Genomic DNA, 16761 nt, shown 5'->3' with positions numbered 1-16761 from the left:
TAAAAGGGCCATTAGGCCCTTAAATGTACTTGTCGATGATCGCTTGGAGCTCACCGCTTTGCTTGATCTCTTTCAAGCGACGGTTGATGAAAGCTTGCAGTTGTGAATCCATGCTCGGTGAGAAAGCGAGGTAGATATCATAATCAGGTACCACCAGTTCAAATGGTTGCTGTGAATAGTGCGTGGGGTTGAGGCGCAGTTGTCTGATGTTGTAGTTCACCCGCGAAGTCATCTCTACAAACGCGGTTTCTCCCGGGGTTCGGCTGACAACTCTAAATGCCGCTTGATAATCTTTCACACGAATTTCTTCAAGGTAGCCCTGCTCGATATACGGGGTGAGTTGAGGATAATCAAACCCCATCAACAGCACCACGCCTTTGTTTTTTAAATCTTCAATGCCTTGAAATGAAAATGGCTTTTGGCTGCTGGTGACCAAGGTGTGTTTTACAGTGTAAATAGGTTCTTCGGAAAGATTCTCTGATTGTGCCTTGCCCCAACTCGGGCTGCCGTAGGTGAGCCAGTTTTGCTCTCCTCCAGCATCTAAAATCGAAATCATGCGATTGAAAGGGTAGGTGTGATAGTTCACCGTGTGTTCGCTTTGGGCAAAAATGGATTTCACAATATCGGTCACAATGCCTTCTTGATGCTGCCCATCGACCTCAATTTGAAAAGGCCGTGCCTGATTCGCAATGACGTAGTAGTTCACTTCGTCACTGTGGGCCGATGGCGTAAGTGACCAAGCGCAGAGAGAAAGGTAAGTCCATTTGAATACTTTCATATGCCCTCCGTTTACTAATGAGCAGTCAGGACTATATTTATACTAGAACATGTTAAGTAAGGCGCTAGTTTCATATGAGTAAAAATATGAACAGCAGACGTCAGATGGGCATCGACAAACAGCTGATGATTGCTGTAATCCTGTTGAGTTTGGTTTTTACCTTAGTCAGTACAGCGTTCAACGTGTATTGGGACTATAAGCTTGAGCTAAAAAAGCGACAGGCGGATTTGAGTTGGGTGGAGCAAAGTTATCTGCACAGCCTAACAGAAAGCTTGTGGGTGGAAGATCGTCAGCATCTTGAATCACAAGTGTACGGTATGGTGACTTTGCCGTTTGTGGATGCCGTGGAGATCTCCAGTGACAGTGAAGTCATTGTTCAAATTAGCGAATTATCTGATAACGCGCACAACGTTATTGAGCAGCGCTGGCCGATGGAATATCAACTGAGCGGTAAAAACTACTTGTTGGCCAACTTGATTGTACGTTCCGACTTAGAGGCGGTGTACCTAGGTCTGTGGCGCAAGTTCGGACTGCTGTTATTGGGAGAGTCGATAAAAACCTTCCTCTTGATGGTCGGAGTGATTTACATCGCCCTCCATCTTATCGTGAAACCCGTTTCTTTGCTTTCAAGAGCGGTGAGTGATTTTAAAGATGGTGAAACCCCCAGTCGGCTAAGGCTTCCGACCCGCGCGTTTGATGATGAAATTTCGCTGCTGGAGAAAAAGTACAACGCCAGTATTGAACGGCTGCGTCAGAACTACGCTGATCTTCGTCTTGCCAAAGAGCAAGCCGAAGTCGCCAACGTGAAGAAAAGTGAGTTTTTGGCCACCATGAGTCACGAAATTCGCACGCCAATGAACGGAATTATCGGGGTCGCTTCACTGCTCAAAGAGATGGCGCTGTCACAAGAGCAGCAGCAGTATGTTGAGATGATCAACCACTCCTCAGAATCGTTGCTCGATATCATCAACGACATTCTCGATTTCTCGAAAATTGAAGCGGGCAGAATGACCATTCAACAAGAGCCTTTCTGTTTAAGCGACTTAGTCGAACAAATGTGTGCAATCTACAGCTTGAAAGCCCATGCAAAAAATCTGCAATTTGTGGTGGAGTTAGAAGACGCGGTGCCACATTCAATGGCTGGGGATAGCAAACATCTTAAGCAAGTGCTCAACAACTTACTGGGCAATGCGGTCAAATTTACCGAGCGTGGCTATGTTAAGTTGGTGGTGTCTAAATTGACGGATGCGGAGCAGAACACGCACATTCGTTTTCAAATTTTTGACTCGGGTATTGGTATCGCTAAAGAGAAACAAGAGATCGTTTTTGAACGCTTTCAACAAGCTGATGGCAGCACCACCCGCAAATACGGTGGCACCGGTTTAGGGCTCGCTATTTCACTGCGTTTGGTGGATTTGATGGGGGGCACCCTGTCGCTCAAAAGTGAGGTGGGTTTAGGCAGTTGCTTTGAATTTACCGTGCCATGCATTGATGGCGAAGGGCTGTTCACCAAACAGCCCCCAGGTAACGTACTGCACTTTCAAGATCTTGCTCCTCAATCGCAGGAACGTTTGTCGTTAGAGAGAAAAGAACCGAAAAATCGCCCACGAGTGTTGCTGGTGGAAGATACCTTCATCAACCAAAAAGTAGCGAGGTTGATGTTAGAGAAAATCGGTTTGGTGGTGGATATCGCGGAAGACGGCATGAGGGCTCTTGAGCTGTGTGCCGAGCGAGAATATTGTTTGATCTTCATGGATTGCCAGATGCCCGTACTGGATGGTTTTGAGACCACCAAACTGCTCAGAGCCAAAGATTCATGGAGCCGCGTGGTGCCGATCATCGCTCTGACAGCGAATGTGGTTGTGGAAGACAAGCAACGTTGTTTTGATGTTGGCATGACCGACTTCATCGCCAAGCCCGTCACGCAGCAGCGAATGATAGAAGTCGTTAACCGCTATCTCTCGTTTGGGAAAGAGTTGACCTCAAGCCATAAAACGCCACGATAATGATCGCGAGCAACCGCACTATCGGCGCTTAGAGATACGCCAGCGTTGATTACCCGCGTTTTAGGTGTGAAATTTCTATTCTTCCGATGCGGCTTTTTATGCTATATTGCGCCGCTATACTCAAATAGCCTTGGATAACGCGTTATCGTGACGTGTGCCAATCAATTGGTCAGCCAAGGTGGTCATGTTTTAGTACACCAATTTAGTACACATTGTTCGAGGATATGCATGTCGTTTAATCTTTCACTGTTACCTGCGGATGAAAAAAATCGAATTGAGCTGGATAAGCAAGCTTCCTTTTTAGTCTGGCAATTGAAAGAAGCGAAATGTGGCCCTGAAGCGATCATCAAGCAGGCCGAGAAGTTAACCGATCCCAGCGAAAAAGCGACTTTTGAGCAATCGATCGAAAAATATAAACGAGTGATGGGAGTGGCATAGCTCGATTTGTGCCCTGTTTCCTTTATTTAAGTGACCGGTGCCCCATTCCTCAGCTGAGCGAAAATTGAATTGGTTTCGCTTTTTGCTAAAATCCTTCGCGTTAAAAATGTAAATGTAGAGAGACATCCCGATGGGAAGAAGTTTTGAAGTGCGCAAAGCCTCTATGGCGAAAACTGCAGGCGCAAAAATTAAAGTTTATTCCAAATACGGTAAAGAAATTTACGTGTGTGCGAAAAACGGTGGTATTGACCCAGACATGAACTTGTCACTGCGTCACCTGATCACGAAAGCGAAAAAAGATCAGGTTCCATCACACGTTATTGATAAAGCACTCGACAAAGCAAGTGGCGGTGGCGGTGAAGATTACCAACCAGCTCGCTACGAAGGTTTTGGCCCAGGTGGCATTAGCGTGATCGTTGACTGTCTAACAGATAACGGCAACCGTACTTTCCAAGACGTTCGTCAGTGCTTTGTGAAGACAGGTGCAAAAATCGGTACTCCTGGTGTGGTTGCACACATGTTCGATCACCAAGCGGTATTCCAGTTCAAAGGTGACGACGAAGAGTCATTCCTAGAAGCGCTGATGATGGCGGATTGCGATGTGACTGACATCGAGCTTGAAGATGGTGTGATCACTATCTACGCGCCAAACACTGAGTTCTTCAAAGTGAAAACGGCGCTAAACACCGAGTTCCCAGATTTGGTTATCGATGTTGAAGAGATCACTTTCGTTCCACAGAACTACAGCCCTGTGCCGGAAGAAGACGCAGAAAAGTTCCAGAAGTTCCTAGACATGCTGGATGACTGTGATGATGTTCAGCAGGTTTACCACAACGCTGAAATGTAAGATGTAAAAACCGAGCTCAAGTAGCTCGGTTTTTTTTATGCGCTGATTTGTGGGCTCGTCACTTTACTTGCCAGCCATGTGGCCATTTTTCTCACCTGTGGTAATACAGTGAGATTCAGTACCAAGGCGCAAGGCCAAGCGAAGCTGAAACTCTCCAGCCAAATTGGTGGCCAATCGGTGCTAAATCCCATCTTATAGCCTGAAATAAGCCCCGACATCACCGCTGCCATCGTCAGTGAAGACAAAATGGCGGTAAGCCAAAATTGCAGATCTTTTTTCATTGAGTCGTCTCTCTTTCTTGCTGTCTCTATTCGCCTCTAATGTATACTTGCCTATATTTGGAAAAAATAGGCAAATTGAGAACCGTGAATTCCATATTCGGAAACATTGATGACTTGTATCTCTTCTGCTGCGTGGTGGAAGAAGGTTCACTGTTGGCGGCGTCACGTAAGCTGGCTTTGCCTGTTTCGACCATGTCTCGCCGTTTATCCGCATTAGAGGAACGCTTAGGGCTGCGATTATTGGAAAAGCGTGGTCGAGAGTTACTGCCTACTCAAACGGGGCGAGAAGCCTTTGCACAGCTGAGTAGTGGTATGGAGCAGATTGAGTTCGGTTTTCAGCATTTACGTCATCACTCTGAGCGGGTTGAAGGCAAAGTGAAAGTGGTGATGCCACATCGTATTTATGGTGACTTTGTGGGGCCAATCATCGAGCAGTACATGCGTGATCACCCCAAAGTGAAACTGGATCTGATCTTGAGCCAAGAATACGCCACGCCAGAAACCGATCGAGATCTGGTGATCACGTTCGACATTCGAGGAATGGACGAGATGATCGCCCGGCCTTTTTTTCATGCTCGTCACGCCTTTTTTGTTAGCCAAGCGTATTTGGCGCGAGTGGGAAGCATCACCACTCCTGAAGAGATGGCGACATTGGATTGGATATCGATGACGCGTGATACGCAAATTCCGGTATACCAAGGCGAGCAATTGATCACCATGATTGACACTCAGCCTCGTCTGGTGGTGAACGATATCAATGCGTTGATCCGCGCGGTAGAGCAAGGGTTTGGAGTGGCCTCATTGCCTTTAAGGCATGTTGACCCGAGCCGCGGGTTGATCCGAGTCCTGCCTGAATATCACCGTGGGATGCGTCAAGCGTATCTGGTTTATCGCCAACGTGCCTATCAGCCAAAAGCGTTAACCTTGCTGATTGAAGCACTGTTAGAGAAAGTACAACAAGCCGAGTTCCGAGCGCGCCCCTAGCGCATCTGCCCCTTCTTTCAAGCTAACGCGCACTTCATTGTGCGCTTAATCCGTTTGTCTCCAATATCGACCCTTTATCCCGTTATTTTTCCGTTGGTCGCAAACCCCTGCATAGGGGTTTTAGTGCATTTATTCTGTCATCGTCAATCAAAGAAAAGGATACCCTGATGATGCTTATGAATAAGAAAACGTTGGTGACCCGTTTGCTACTTTCTACTGCGCTTTTAACATCGCTAATATCGCCTGCTGTGTTAGCCAATCCTGATCAAAGCCTGATTAACCAGTACAACTTGGCTGCAGATGGGGAAAGTGGGCTTGCTGATAGTGTCTACGACCAGTTGAATGCCTTAATTGCGCGAGAAGGGGCGAAACCCTTGTCATTGGTGTATCTCGGTAGCACACAAACACTGCAAGGCCGTGATGCCTTCTTACCATGGAACAAAATGAAGTTTACGGAAGAGGGATTGGCAACCATCTCTAAAGGGCTTGGTATGCTAAACACCTTGCCAGCATCACTCAGTGAACAGCAGCGCATTCAAGGGTTGCCAGAGGGCTACCTTGCCCGTGCCATGGCGGCCGCCACGTTTACCTCTTTGCCCGATATGTTCAATCACTTCGAGCGCGGTTACGAGCTCTATTTGGATCTGCTCGCTGAGCCCGAGTTTCAGCATCAACCTTTTGCTGCCACCTCTTGGATCTACCGCTATGCCATTCAAGCGGCACTACGAGCTGAGGATTTACCACAGGCTAAATCATGGCTGAGCGAAATGGAGAATATTGATCGCGATAACCTTGATACGCGCGCAGCTCAAGCCCAAGTGAACAGTCAAGGTTGAGGAGGCACTATGATTCAGTTTGCCAACGTACAACGGCATTATCAGCTTGGTCAGGTGGAAGTGCCTGCGCTACAAGAGGTGAGTGGGGAAATTCTTCAGGGCGAAATGGTGGCGCTTTGTGGCCCTTCGGGGTCCGGGAAAAGCACGTTACTCAACATTCTAGGGTTGCTTGACATGCAGTACCGCGGGCAAGTGACGCTGCATGGCGATGATTACCCTCGCTCGGCCTATCAAGCGGCAAAACTTCGACGCGAAAAGCTCGGCTTTATCTTCCAAAAATTCAATCTTGTGCCCGTGATGACGGCACTAGAGAACGTGGCGTACCCGTTATACCTCAATGGTGTTGATAAGGCCAAACAGCGTCAGTTAGCGGCTGAAATGCTCGAACGTGTTGGTTTAGGGGAGAGTTTACATGCTTTGCCGGATCAGCTTTCTGGCGGTCAACAGCAACGGGTGGCCATTGCACGGGCGTTGGTGCATCGACCCGCCTTAGTGATCGCCGATGAGCCGACGGCCAGCCTAGATAGCGTCACGGCCAACTTAGTCATCGACATCATGAAGCAACTTGGCCATGAGCAGGCCACCACGTTTGTTGTGGCCACCCACGATGGGCGAATGGCATCACGTTGCGATCGCACTATTGAACTATTGGATGGCCGCTTGCGTCAGCATCACGAGCCGGAGGTGATCTCATGGGCCAGTTAGTTGCACGTCTGTTTCCTGATTCGCTGCGCTTGGCGTGGCTCAACCTAAAACGCAATGGTCGCCGCAGCTTGTTGTCTGTTCTGATCATTGCCATTGCGGTATTCGCGTTGACCAGTGCGGGTGGGTTTGGTTTGTACACCTACGACAGTTTGAAAGAGTCAACGGCAAGAGACACTGGCCACATTACCATCAGTACGCCGGGCTTTTTTACTAAAGAAGAAGAGATGCCTCTGAGCAATGGCTTAAGCCAGCCGGACGACCTTATTGCCAGCGTCATTGGCCTCAATGAGGTGCGTGGTGTGCAGCCGAGAATAGAATTCAATGGTCTCATTTCCAACGGCAGTAAGTCGGCGATTTTTGTCGGCATTGGTGTAAATGATCGTGAATTTGATATGAAAGGGCCCTTTCTCGATGTTCGAGAAGGTAAGACGTTATCCAACCCACGAGGACAACGCTACGATCCGGCGGAACCGGAAGTGATGTTGGCGATGGATCTGGCGCGAAATCTCAACGTGACGGTGGGGGATTGGATTACCCTGTTGGCCACCACCACGGACGGAGCTCTCAATGCATACGACTTCAAGGTGCGTGGTCTCTACGCAACGGGGGTGCCTGAGTTGGATAAGCGCCAGCTTTACATCCACATTGACAGTGCGCAATCGCTGCTGGCAACAGACAAAGTGAGTGTGATTTCGGTGTTCCTGTTTGAGACCGAAAAAACCGCAGCCGTGCAGCAGCACTTGTCGGCTTTGCTGAGTCAATTCTCTCAAGAGTTGGAATTGACGCCTTGGCAAGAGCGGGCCTTCTTCTATCAGAAAGTGAAAGATCTGTATGACCGTATTTTCGGCATCATGGGGGCGGTGATGGGGCTGGTGGTGTTCGTGGCACTGTTCAATACCATGACCATGTCGGTCACTGAGCGAACTCGCGAAATTGGTACCTTATCGGCTCTGGGCAGCTACCCGCGCGACATCATCATTGGCTTCTTACGTGAAGCGGGGCTATTGGCTTTGCTGGGGAGCCTTGTTGGTGCGCTAGCCAGTGGTGCTATTTCACTGCTTTTAATGGTGGTGGATGTACAAATGCCACCTCCTCCAGGGCGCAGCGATGGCTACCCATTGATGGTCTATTTTTCATTTGAACTGGTTCTGATGGCCACCGCAGGCGTGTTGGTTATCTGCTTAGCGGCTGCGTTTCTTTCTGCCCGCAAAGGCGTCCACAAACCGATTACCGAGGCACTCACTTATGTTTAGTTTACCAACCCTAACCCAATCCGCGGTGCTAAGTTTGACCCTGCTCTGTGCTCCACTCTTCGCTCAGCCGGATCAACTCAATGTCGAAAGCATGATCAAGAAAGCAGACGACTATCGATTAAAAGAAGAATCGGCACGAGTGATCTCATTGGTGAGCCTGTACGAAAATGGCGAGCTCGACAAAACTCGCGAATACCACGTATACACCCGGCCAAACCGCGAATCACTGGTCATTTTTAAGTCGGCCGTGGAGGCTGGGCAAAAGATGTTGATGCTGCAAGATAACTACTGGTTACAAATGCCAAAAAGCCGTCGACCGATTCGCATTACGCCAATGCAGAAACTGCTGGGAGAAGCGTCGGTAGGGGACATTTCAACCCTCACTTGGAGCGAGGATTATCAAGGCAAATGGGTCGCAAGTGAAAAGGTCCTCGGGCTTCAGGGTGAGAGTGTTGCAACACAACGTCTACAATTGACCGCAAAAACAACGGGAGCCAGTTATCAGTTGATTGATTTGTGGTTAACAGAGCAAGAGGATTTTCCCCTCAAAGCGGATCTTTATCTTCGCTCTGGCAAGTTAGCCAAGCAGGCATGGTTTACACGTGGCGAGCGCAACGGGGAGCCGAGCGTGACGGAAATGACGTTGCTCGATCATATTCAGCCAGCGAAGAAAACCGTGATTGAGTACCAAGATATTCAATCTTGGCAGCTTGAAGATAAGTTTTACAACCCAAGTTATTTGCCCAAAGCGAGCTCAGTACAATTCTGATGGAGAACAACTGTGGTGATGAAGGATAAATCGCATTTCAGTTTGTGCAGACATCCGGTTTTTAGCGCGTCACTGGCGTTGCTATCACTCTCGCTATCAAACTTGTGTGCCGCAAACGAGATAAACGCAGAGTGGGATTGGGCACTTAGCTACGAATCTGCCAAGTTACGAGAGAGCACGTTTGTCCGTGCGTCATCGGAGCAGCGTCATCGACTCAATGGTCTGCTGGACTTGCAACTTGGCTACGCATTCTCGAGTGGCCATTTGACTAGCGCGGTGGCGATCTACGCGCAAGATTTGTATTTAGAGAGCGAATCGGAAGCGATGTGGTGGAAGGATCGCGATACGCAGTGGATCGTACGCGAGTTGGCCTGGCAAGGGGAGTGGCAAGTTGGTGAACAAAGCTTGGATGTCAGCGTGGGGAAACTGCAAGTAGATTGGGGAGTGGGTTATGGTTACCGGCCGCTCGATCTCTTCAAGCCTTACCGACAAAACCCTATCAAGCTGGTGGCGGAAGAGGGCGCCGGCGTTTTCATGCTCTCTCACTATGATCAGCAAGGTGAATGGAGCGTCATCGCGAGCGATTCGAGTTGGACGCAAATGACGCAGAGCGCATTGGATAAAGCGACTGCGCAGCAAGGAGCGGGGCTACGTCGATTTCAGCTCGTCGACGACACGGAATGGCAGTGGTTGGCGTATTATGACAACGTGCGTAAAGGAGCCCTCGGCGGTAGTGCTCGCACCGTTTACAGCGACGCACTCTCATTACATGGTTCTTTACTATGGCAGCATCAAAGCGTCACCTATCAAATTCCGGATGAGATGCTTAAACCCGTTGACGTTGGGGAAGATGGAGAAGCATGGCAATTTTTGATGGGAGTGAACTGGTCGACACAAAGTGGCCACAGTGTGTTGTTGGAATATTGGTACGATAGCCGCGCTTGGTCAGATGATGAGTGGCAGATGGCGATGGAGCGATCGCGTCAACTTAAGCAACAACCCCTCACATCACCACTGGCGGCCAGTTACGCTCAAGGATTGCAACACGCCAACTTAGTTCAACACAACATAATGTTTCATTGGCGCTGGGACAGTAATGCTTGGATGGCGTGGCATGGAGTGAACAATGCGCAATGGTTAGCGGATATCACCCCAACCTTAGACGTACTCTTTTCACCACAAGATGGTGGTGTGATAGCGACTCAATGGATCAACTATCAATGGCTTGATACTGGACTATATAGTGTGGAATTGGAATTTGCTGCACGCTTTTTGGTCGGCGATAGCCAATCTACTTATGCTCAAATTGAGGATAAGCATATGATGGTCTTCAATCTAAAAGGGAGGTTTTAGATGTTTTTCTCTCGCATTCCGAAGAGCTCAGTAGAGTCGGACTCATGCGCTACCTTGTCCGATTTAAACGAACGTAGCCAGATGTGCGGCTGGTTGAAAGCGTTTTTAGTCACGACTGTCTTTTGTCTCTTTGTGTCGGTGCTGACGTTCTCCCTGTGGGGGGGGCCTTATTATGTGCATCTCATCATTAGTTTTGGCTTTGGACATTCAGCGCTGTTTTTCTCGTGGTTGATTGAACGCCTGTTCCCCATGATCCCGCGCAATGCTGAGATCCTCCTGTCTCTGACCGCCTGCCTGTTGTTTGGTATTCTCAATGCCCGTTTTTGGGTGGGAGATTACTTTGGCATCACCGATATGGTGCCTGTGGGGCTGATGGGGTTGTTGTTTAGCGGCATGTGCTATTTCTATTTTCATTCGAAAGAGATGCAGATGATCGCCGCGCATGATCTTGAAGTGATGAAACGGGAAAAAGCAGAGCAAGAGCGCGCCCTGCTGATGAGCCAGCTGAAGCAATTACAAAGTCAAATTGAACCTCATTTCCTGTTTAACACGCTGGCCAACATCAGTGCTTTGATGCGTTATGATGTTCCCAAAGCTGAGCTGATGTTAACGCGTTTAACGGAACTATTACGTTCAACGTTGAAGAGTTCTCGTGAAGAAACCACCTCACTATCGAGTGAACTGGAAGTGTTGGAAGCCTATTTGTCGATTCAACAAATTCGTTTGGGTGAGCGGCTAGCATTCCACATCGATTGTGAAGAGGGGTTAAAATCACGTTTTATCCCCCCGATGCTGATTCAACCGCTGGTAGAAAATGCCATTACTCACGGCATCGAACCGAAAGCGGCAGGGGGGCGAGTGGACGTTTCGGTCAAACAGAGCGACCAAAGCATTGTTATTCAAATTCTCGATACAGGCGTGGGATTTGGCCAAGGAGATACTCGAGGCAGTGGCATTGGGTTGAGCAACATCAAACAGCGCTTGGAGACCTTATTCGCGGATAAGGCGAGCTTATCGATCCTAGAAGGACAGCCAAGCGGAGTTTGCGCTGTGATTCAGATACCAAAGGAGTTTACATCGTGACGAGTCGGATGACCGCGATGATCGCGGATGATGAACCGCTATTGCGCCATCATTTGAATCGTTTGTTGGCCGATGTTTGGCCTGAGCTGGAAGTGGTGGCATTGGTTGGCGATGGGCAGCAAGCGCTGACATCGATAGCGACGCTGAAACCGGATGTGGTGTTCCTTGACATTCGTATGCCCGAACTAGATGGTATGGCGGTGGCAAAGCAGCTTAATAGAAGCGATTATTGCCCGATGATTGTGTTTGTGACCGCATACGATGAATATGCGGTCAAAGCGTTTGAGCAACAGGCCATTGACTATTTGATGAAGCCGCTCAATGAAAAGCGGCTGCTGGAAACGTGCCAGCGTATTCAAACTCGGCAACAAACCACGCCAGCGCCTGATATCGGTGCCTTATTGGCGCAGCTGCAACTCATTTCAACACCTCAATCACAACCTCAGTATTTACAATGGATTCGCGCGGCATCTGGGGAAGAAATTCACCTGATCTCAGTCGCCGATGTGCTCTATTTCAAAGCGGATGAAAAATACGTGGTTGTTCACAGTAAGCAGAATAGAGAGTTTTTGATCCGCATGTCATTGAAAGAACTGCTCGCCCAGCTAGATCCGGCGCAATTTTGGCAGATTCATCGCGCTTCTGTGGTGAATGTGGCTGCAATTAAGAAAGTACAGAAAGATTTTACTGGTCGCCTCGTCGTCTGCGTTGGCGAGCAAAAACTGCCGGTGAGCCGTGGATCTCAGCATTTGTTTAAAGGGATGTAAACGTCCGTAATGTGCACTTTTACAGTGTAAACTGAAGATAAATCAGGGCAGTAAGACTGCCCTGTTAAGTCTTTGTCACGTCGATAATTACACGGTAAAGCGACCAACGAGATCGGAAAGCTGGTGTGCTTTCTTGTTCAAACTTTGGCTGCCTTGGCGGTTTTGGTTGGCCAAGTCAGCCGATTGGCTACTTTGATCTGAAATCACCACGATCCGCTCTGAAATTTCCTGACCCACAATACTTTGCTCTTCCGTTGCGGTTGCAATTAAAGAGTTCATATCCATGATGGTGCCAATGGAATCAATGATTTTTAGTAACGCAGCGGCAGCGGCGTTGGCTTCTTCCACCGTACTTTCACCACGAGCTTGGCTGGCATCCATCGCTTTCACCGCCGCATCAGAAGCGGCTTTCAACTGATTAATCATCTGATGAATTTCACCCGTGCTGTCTTGTGTTCGGCTGGCGAGTTTGCGAACTTCATCGGCCACCACCGCAAAACCACGGCCTTGTTCGCCAGCGCGTGCCGCCTCAATAGCGGCGTTCAATGCCAGCAAGTTGGTTTGCTCTGCAATGTCTTGAATCACTTCCAAAGAGGAGGAAATGTTTTTCACATCGCCCTCGAGGCGAGAAATGACATCATTGGCTTTCGATACTTCACTTGCGAGCTCTCGTACCGACGAAGCCGCAGAGTTGACGATGGTCTGTGCTTCATGGGCATTCTCTTCCGCATAACGTGCTGCTTGCGCTGCTTGGCTGGCGTTGCTGGAAATCTCAGTCGCGGTAGTGGTCATTTCCGTCATGGCGGTGGCCACTTGTTCGGTTTCCTCACGTTGGCCCGCTGCGATGTGATCCACTTCGGTTGCACGGCGAGACATTTTGTCGGTTTCGCTAACCACGTCTTGTCCAACTTCCGTGACGCTACGGATGATATTTTGCAAGCTCGCCACGAATTTGTTGAAGTTTTGACTCAGTTGCTTGAACTCTGGCACGCTGAAATCTTCCATGCGTGCGGTCAAATCGGCGTCACCACTGGCAAAGGAGCGAATCGATTCATCAAACATTTCCAGCGGTCGCATAATGCTGCGGTTAATAAAAACAGCAACAATACCAACAAGAATAGCGATGGCGACACAAAACAGGCCGATGGATGTCAGCGTATCTTCCAGTGCTTGGTGCGCACTCTCTTCCATTTGGGTGATGAGTACATCGATATCATCCGTGTAAAACCCGGTCCCCAAAGTAAGGTCCCATTGTGGGATATAAATCGAGTAGCTAAGTTTGGGGAGCGGCGTACTTTGTCCTGGTTTAGGGAAGTAGTAGGTGGTGAACTCGCCTTTTCTGGCATTATCAATCAAATCTTTGATTAAATAGTTGCCTTTTTTATCCTGCATATTAATGAAATTTTCACCGATGCCTTGAGTACTCTTACCGATAACAATCCGCGTCCCTTTGGAGTCATAACCAAAGACATAACCAGAATCGCCAAACTCCAGCAAACGGAGTGTTGGCAGTGCTTCTTCTAACGATGCCTTGTTGTCGAGAAAGGTTTGAACCGATGATTTTGCAAGCTGGAGGTAGTTCTTCAGTTCTTCTTTTTTCATCCGCATCATATTGTCGCGTGTGATTTCAACTTGCTGTTGATTAAACGACGTGGTTTTCAAGTAGGTAAACCACATCATCCCAAGTGCGATCGTTAAAACGGGCACGATTGAAAGAACATACAATCTTTGTCTTATGGTTAAGTTCATAACAACTTCCTTGCGTTACAACCGCATTGGCGGGCGGATTAGCATAGTAAATGGAGGCGATAATCATGCTTTAAGCTTAGCCAATCCTTTCCAAAGGGAATGTGAAATTGAATGTCTTTATGAAATAAAAAGAATGAGTTTGTTGCTATTTTGTTTTACATCATGATTTCTCTGTCTGATCAAAACACAAAGCGGATTGTTTCCTACCAACAAAGGGTTAGTGATTGGCCGTTTTTAAATAACGATGCCAGTTTTCACTCAACGTTTGATAATTAATTTGGCAAAACTCGGTGCGTTCTTGGCGGTACTCTTTTTCTATTTCATCAAGCAGGTTTGGGTGTCGCTCAGGATTGCTGCCATAGACCAAACAGAGCGTGGCAAAGTAGCGCTGCAAATCAAAGCTGTGTTCATCAATGTATTCATCGAGATCGTAATATTCGGGTTTGTCTTCTGACTCAAAAGCAAACATGTCTGCTGCGCTGATGGCAATCTCATCGCCATTTTCGACGTAATCGACCAGTAGTAAGGTGGCGAAGTTGTCAACGGCGTCTTCTTCTTTGCCCAAAATGGCGATGTTTTGATCGGCAATGTAGGCGTGGCCAGCTTCATGAAGTAGGGTATGCAGCATGGTGTTGATCGCACCGCTTTCCGCGCTTTTTCCATAGTTTTTTTGATACTCATTTTTACGGAAATAATCGAGTGACTCGGTGTAAAACGAAAAAGGGATGTGCACGGTGTGCGTTTCGGGATCATACAGTGGGCCTCGATCGCCACCATAGCTGACGGTTAGGGTCTTTTTGAACGGAAAGAGCGAATGCGAAAGATCGAGCAGGCTTGTATTGATTTGAGAAGACTCGAGTGTATCGATAATCGTCTGCTCTTGTTTGGTAACTTGCTTGGGGTAGAGGATTTGAATGGATTCGGCAAGCGCCCCAGCGCTAAAACAAGCCGCCAGTAATAGACTGAGTGGCCAGCGTTTTTTCTGGCAAGAAGGGTAAGGATGTTTCATGATTTTTCCTTTCAACTGAGGCTGAATGTGTGTTTCATGTTTATGCTAAATGGTTCTGTTTAATCAGTGAATTTGGGTGATATACAGTCTGATTGTTGGAAACTTTGACCAAGATCGGACATTTTCGTCGATTTATGTTATAGTCCGCTTCCATTTTGGCCACTGTTGTAGAGTAAAGCTCAACAATCCGCCCTTTGCCAGTTTAGGTGCTCGCTCCGAGTTGTCGGCAGTTTGTCGATAGAGGAAACCGTCAGGAACGAAAAAAGCGCGGCAAATAGAGGCAAAATGGAAGAGGATTTTGAATGCCAGTTATGGCGTCGAGGCATCTGTATACCGTAACGGAATGTTTGTCGTACAGATTGGCCACTCATCGATTAGGGAGCTAGAAATAGCTCCTTTTGTATTTTGGAAGCTTGCAAAGGGTGTTTGAGACATCACCCAATGATCGCCTTCCATCCCTTGAGCCTAACCAGATGGCTTGTACTCGCTGCCTATACCCCGTTTAGACTGGTGTTTCACCTTAGTTGGCAGCGCATTAGACGATGCAGTAACTGACGTTCAAAAGCAAAATACTAACACTCTGATATTAAGGAAGATAAAGAGTCTGAGATGAAGAGGTTGTATGAATCATTTAATCACGGTCGGTGCACTGGAATCTTTTTTAGTGGCGATTAGCGTGCTGTTTTTAGGGCATTTTATTAATGCCAAACTCCCCATCCTAAGAAAATTCAATATTCCCGAACCCATTGTTGGTGGTTTGATTGTCGCCTGTATCATTACGATTTTGCATTTCCGTGGCATCGATTTGGAATTCAACTTGCCCTTGCAAAATACCTTTATGCTGATGTTTTTCTCGACGGTGGGTTTGGCGGCAAACTACACCCAATTGCTCAAAGGTGGTGCCAAAGTGTTCCTGTTTTTGGCGGTGGCGTCGGTGTACATCGTGATTCAAAATGGCGTGGGTGTTTCGCTGGCGAGTATGCTGGGCCTGGATCCGTTAATGGGCCTGATCGCGGGCTCCATTACGCTTTCCGGGGGGCATGGAACTGGCGCAGCGTGGTCGCAAACGTTCGCAGATAACTATGGCATGTCCAACACGCTTGAAATCGCGATGGCCTCCGCGACGTTCGGTTTGATCATCGGCGGCCTGATTGGTAGCCCAGTGGCGCAGCGTTTGGTCGACAAGCACAACGTCGAGTCCGAGTATGGCCGAGGTTCAAAAACCCACGAAAAATTCCCTGAACTGGTGACTTACAACGAATACGAAGAGGATAAGGTGACGGCAAAGAAAGTGATTGAGAAGCTGTTCTTCCTGATCATTTGTGTGACCGGCGCCAAGTACGTTGAACAGTGGGTCAGCACCTATGAAATCAAATGGTTGATGATTCCAGACTTTGTCTATGCGCTGTTTATCGGTGTCATCATCACCAACTTCCTTGAAGTGACGAAAATCCGTAAGTTAGACGCTGAAACCGTCGATATGCTCGGTACGGTGTCGTTGTCGCTGTTTTTGGCGATGGCGCTAATGAGCTTGAAGCTGTGGAACATCTTCGATCTGGCGATTCCATTTTTGGTGATCTTAGCGGTGCAATCGGTGGTGTTGGCGCTGTTTACTTACTATGTGACGTTTAAAGTGATGGGCAGTAACTACGATGCGGCGGTGATTGCGGGTGGTCATTGTGGTTTTGGCCTAGGTGCGACGCCAACTGCGGTGATGAACATGGGGTCAATCGTGAATCGTTTTGGTCCTTCGCCTCAGGCCTTTATGGTGGTGCCCATCGTCGGAGCCTTTTTTATTGATATTGTTAATTTAATCGTGTTGCAGGGATTTATATCCTTTATCGGTTGAAGAAAATGGGAGCCTGATGAGCTCCCATTTTTATTAAGTCTTTCTCACTTGGTG

At 48.1% G+C, this 16761-nt stretch carries 16 protein-coding genes; 12 read left to right on the top strand and 4 right to left on the bottom strand.

Features of this window, described 5'->3' with window-relative positions:
* Positions 1 to 19 precede the first annotated feature (19 nt).
* Positions 20 to 778 (bottom strand): substrate-binding periplasmic protein, encoded by a 759-nt coding sequence (locus tag LZU85_RS00420; RefSeq protein WP_237286076.1) that lies wholly within the window; start codon positions 776 to 778, stop codon positions 20 to 22.
* Positions 779 to 852: 74 nt separating this feature from the next.
* On the opposite strand from LZU85_RS00420, the gene LZU85_RS00415 reads away from it, so the two are divergent.
* The 3 genes from LZU85_RS00415 to LZU85_RS00405 all read left to right on the top strand — a co-directional run bounded on the left by LZU85_RS00415 (position 853) and on the right by LZU85_RS00405 (position 4069).
* On the top strand, positions 853 to 2784 hold the full coding sequence (locus LZU85_RS00415; protein WP_237286075.1) for an ATP-binding protein: 1932 nt from the start codon (positions 853 to 855) through the stop codon (positions 2782 to 2784).
* A gap of 228 nt (positions 2785 to 3012) precedes the next feature.
* Complete coding sequence (locus tag LZU85_RS00410) at positions 3013 to 3222, top strand: DUF3283 family protein (RefSeq protein WP_176297807.1); 210 nt, start codon at positions 3013 to 3015, stop codon at positions 3220 to 3222.
* A gap of 130 nt (positions 3223 to 3352) precedes the next feature.
* Positions 3353 to 4069 carry a YebC/PmpR family DNA-binding transcriptional regulator gene (locus LZU85_RS00405; RefSeq protein ID WP_015727328.1) on the top strand — a complete coding sequence of 239 codons (717 nt, stop codon included), beginning with the start codon at positions 3353 to 3355 and terminating at the stop codon, positions 4067 to 4069.
* 35 nt (positions 4070 to 4104) lie between these two features.
* Here LZU85_RS00405 and LZU85_RS00400 read toward each other — a convergent pair whose 3' ends face one another.
* Positions 4105 to 4350 carry a DUF2798 domain-containing protein gene (locus LZU85_RS00400; RefSeq protein WP_017791387.1) on the bottom strand — a complete coding sequence of 82 codons (246 nt, stop codon included), beginning with the start codon at positions 4348 to 4350 and terminating at the stop codon, positions 4105 to 4107.
* 39 nt (positions 4351 to 4389) lie between these two features.
* Here LZU85_RS00400 and LZU85_RS00395 point away from each other — a divergent pair, with 39 nt between their 5' ends.
* The 8 genes from LZU85_RS00395 (at position 4390) to LZU85_RS00360 (ending at position 12100) form a co-directional block, all read left to right on the top strand.
* The gene (locus tag LZU85_RS00395; RefSeq protein WP_237286074.1) at positions 4390 to 5334 is read left to right on the top strand and encodes a LysR family transcriptional regulator; all 945 of its coding nucleotides are present in this window, start codon (positions 4390 to 4392) and stop codon (positions 5332 to 5334) included.
* Between the two features lie 167 nt (positions 5335 to 5501).
* Complete coding sequence (locus tag LZU85_RS00390) at positions 5502 to 6170, top strand: hypothetical protein (protein ID WP_237286073.1); 669 nt, start codon at positions 5502 to 5504, stop codon at positions 6168 to 6170.
* A 9-nt stretch (positions 6171 to 6179) separates the two neighbouring features.
* Complete coding sequence (locus LZU85_RS00385; protein WP_176297804.1) at positions 6180 to 6875, top strand: ABC transporter ATP-binding protein; 696 nt, start codon at positions 6180 to 6182, stop codon at positions 6873 to 6875.
* A complete protein-coding gene (locus LZU85_RS00380) occupies positions 6863 to 8128 on the top strand; it encodes an ABC transporter permease (RefSeq protein ID WP_176297803.1) in 1266 nt (421 codons plus the stop codon). Before LZU85_RS00385 ends, LZU85_RS00380 begins: the two co-directional genes overlap by 13 nt.
* Positions 8121 to 8897, top strand: a complete 777-nt coding sequence (locus LZU85_RS00375) for an outer membrane lipoprotein-sorting protein (RefSeq protein ID WP_237286072.1) — start codon at positions 8121 to 8123, stop codon at positions 8895 to 8897. Before LZU85_RS00380 ends, LZU85_RS00375 begins: the two co-directional genes overlap by 8 nt.
* Positions 8898 to 8915: 18 nt before the next feature.
* A complete protein-coding gene (locus tag LZU85_RS00370; protein ID WP_176297921.1) occupies positions 8916 to 10250 on the top strand; it encodes a hypothetical protein in 1335 nt (444 codons plus the stop codon).
* An 81-nt stretch (positions 10251 to 10331) separates the two neighbouring features.
* Complete coding sequence (locus LZU85_RS00365; RefSeq protein WP_419795953.1) at positions 10332 to 11333, top strand: sensor histidine kinase; 1002 nt, start codon at positions 10332 to 10334, stop codon at positions 11331 to 11333.
* The gene (locus LZU85_RS00360; RefSeq protein ID WP_176297800.1) at positions 11330 to 12100 is read left to right on the top strand and encodes a response regulator; all 771 of its coding nucleotides are present in this window, start codon (positions 11330 to 11332) and stop codon (positions 12098 to 12100) included. The genes LZU85_RS00365 and LZU85_RS00360 overlap by 4 nt, the downstream gene beginning before the upstream one ends.
* A gap of 87 nt (positions 12101 to 12187) precedes the next feature.
* Here LZU85_RS00360 and LZU85_RS00355 read toward each other — a convergent pair whose 3' ends face one another.
* Together LZU85_RS00355 and LZU85_RS00350 are read right to left on the bottom strand one after the other, a co-directional pair.
* Positions 12188 to 13849 (bottom strand): methyl-accepting chemotaxis protein, encoded by a 1662-nt coding sequence (locus tag LZU85_RS00355; RefSeq protein WP_176297799.1) that lies wholly within the window; start codon positions 13847 to 13849, stop codon positions 12188 to 12190.
* 217 nt (positions 13850 to 14066) lie between these two features.
* Positions 14067 to 14858 (bottom strand): DUF4344 domain-containing metallopeptidase, encoded by a 792-nt coding sequence (locus LZU85_RS00350; protein ID WP_237286070.1) that lies wholly within the window; start codon positions 14856 to 14858, stop codon positions 14067 to 14069.
* A gap of 622 nt (positions 14859 to 15480) precedes the next feature.
* On the opposite strand from LZU85_RS00350, the gene gltS reads away from it, so the two are divergent.
* Positions 15481 to 16707: a sodium/glutamate symporter gene (gene gltS / locus LZU85_RS00345; protein ID WP_237286069.1), complete on the top strand. Its 1227-nt coding sequence runs from the start codon at positions 15481 to 15483 to the stop codon at positions 16705 to 16707.
* Positions 16708 to 16761 lie beyond the last annotated feature (54 nt).

Origin of the sequence: Vibrio floridensis (genome assembly GCF_021852965.1) — a bacterium.
GTDB classification, from domain to species: domain Bacteria; phylum Pseudomonadota; class Gammaproteobacteria; order Enterobacterales; family Vibrionaceae; genus Vibrio; species Vibrio floridensis.
This window is presented reverse-complemented; position numbering and strand designations above follow the sequence as displayed.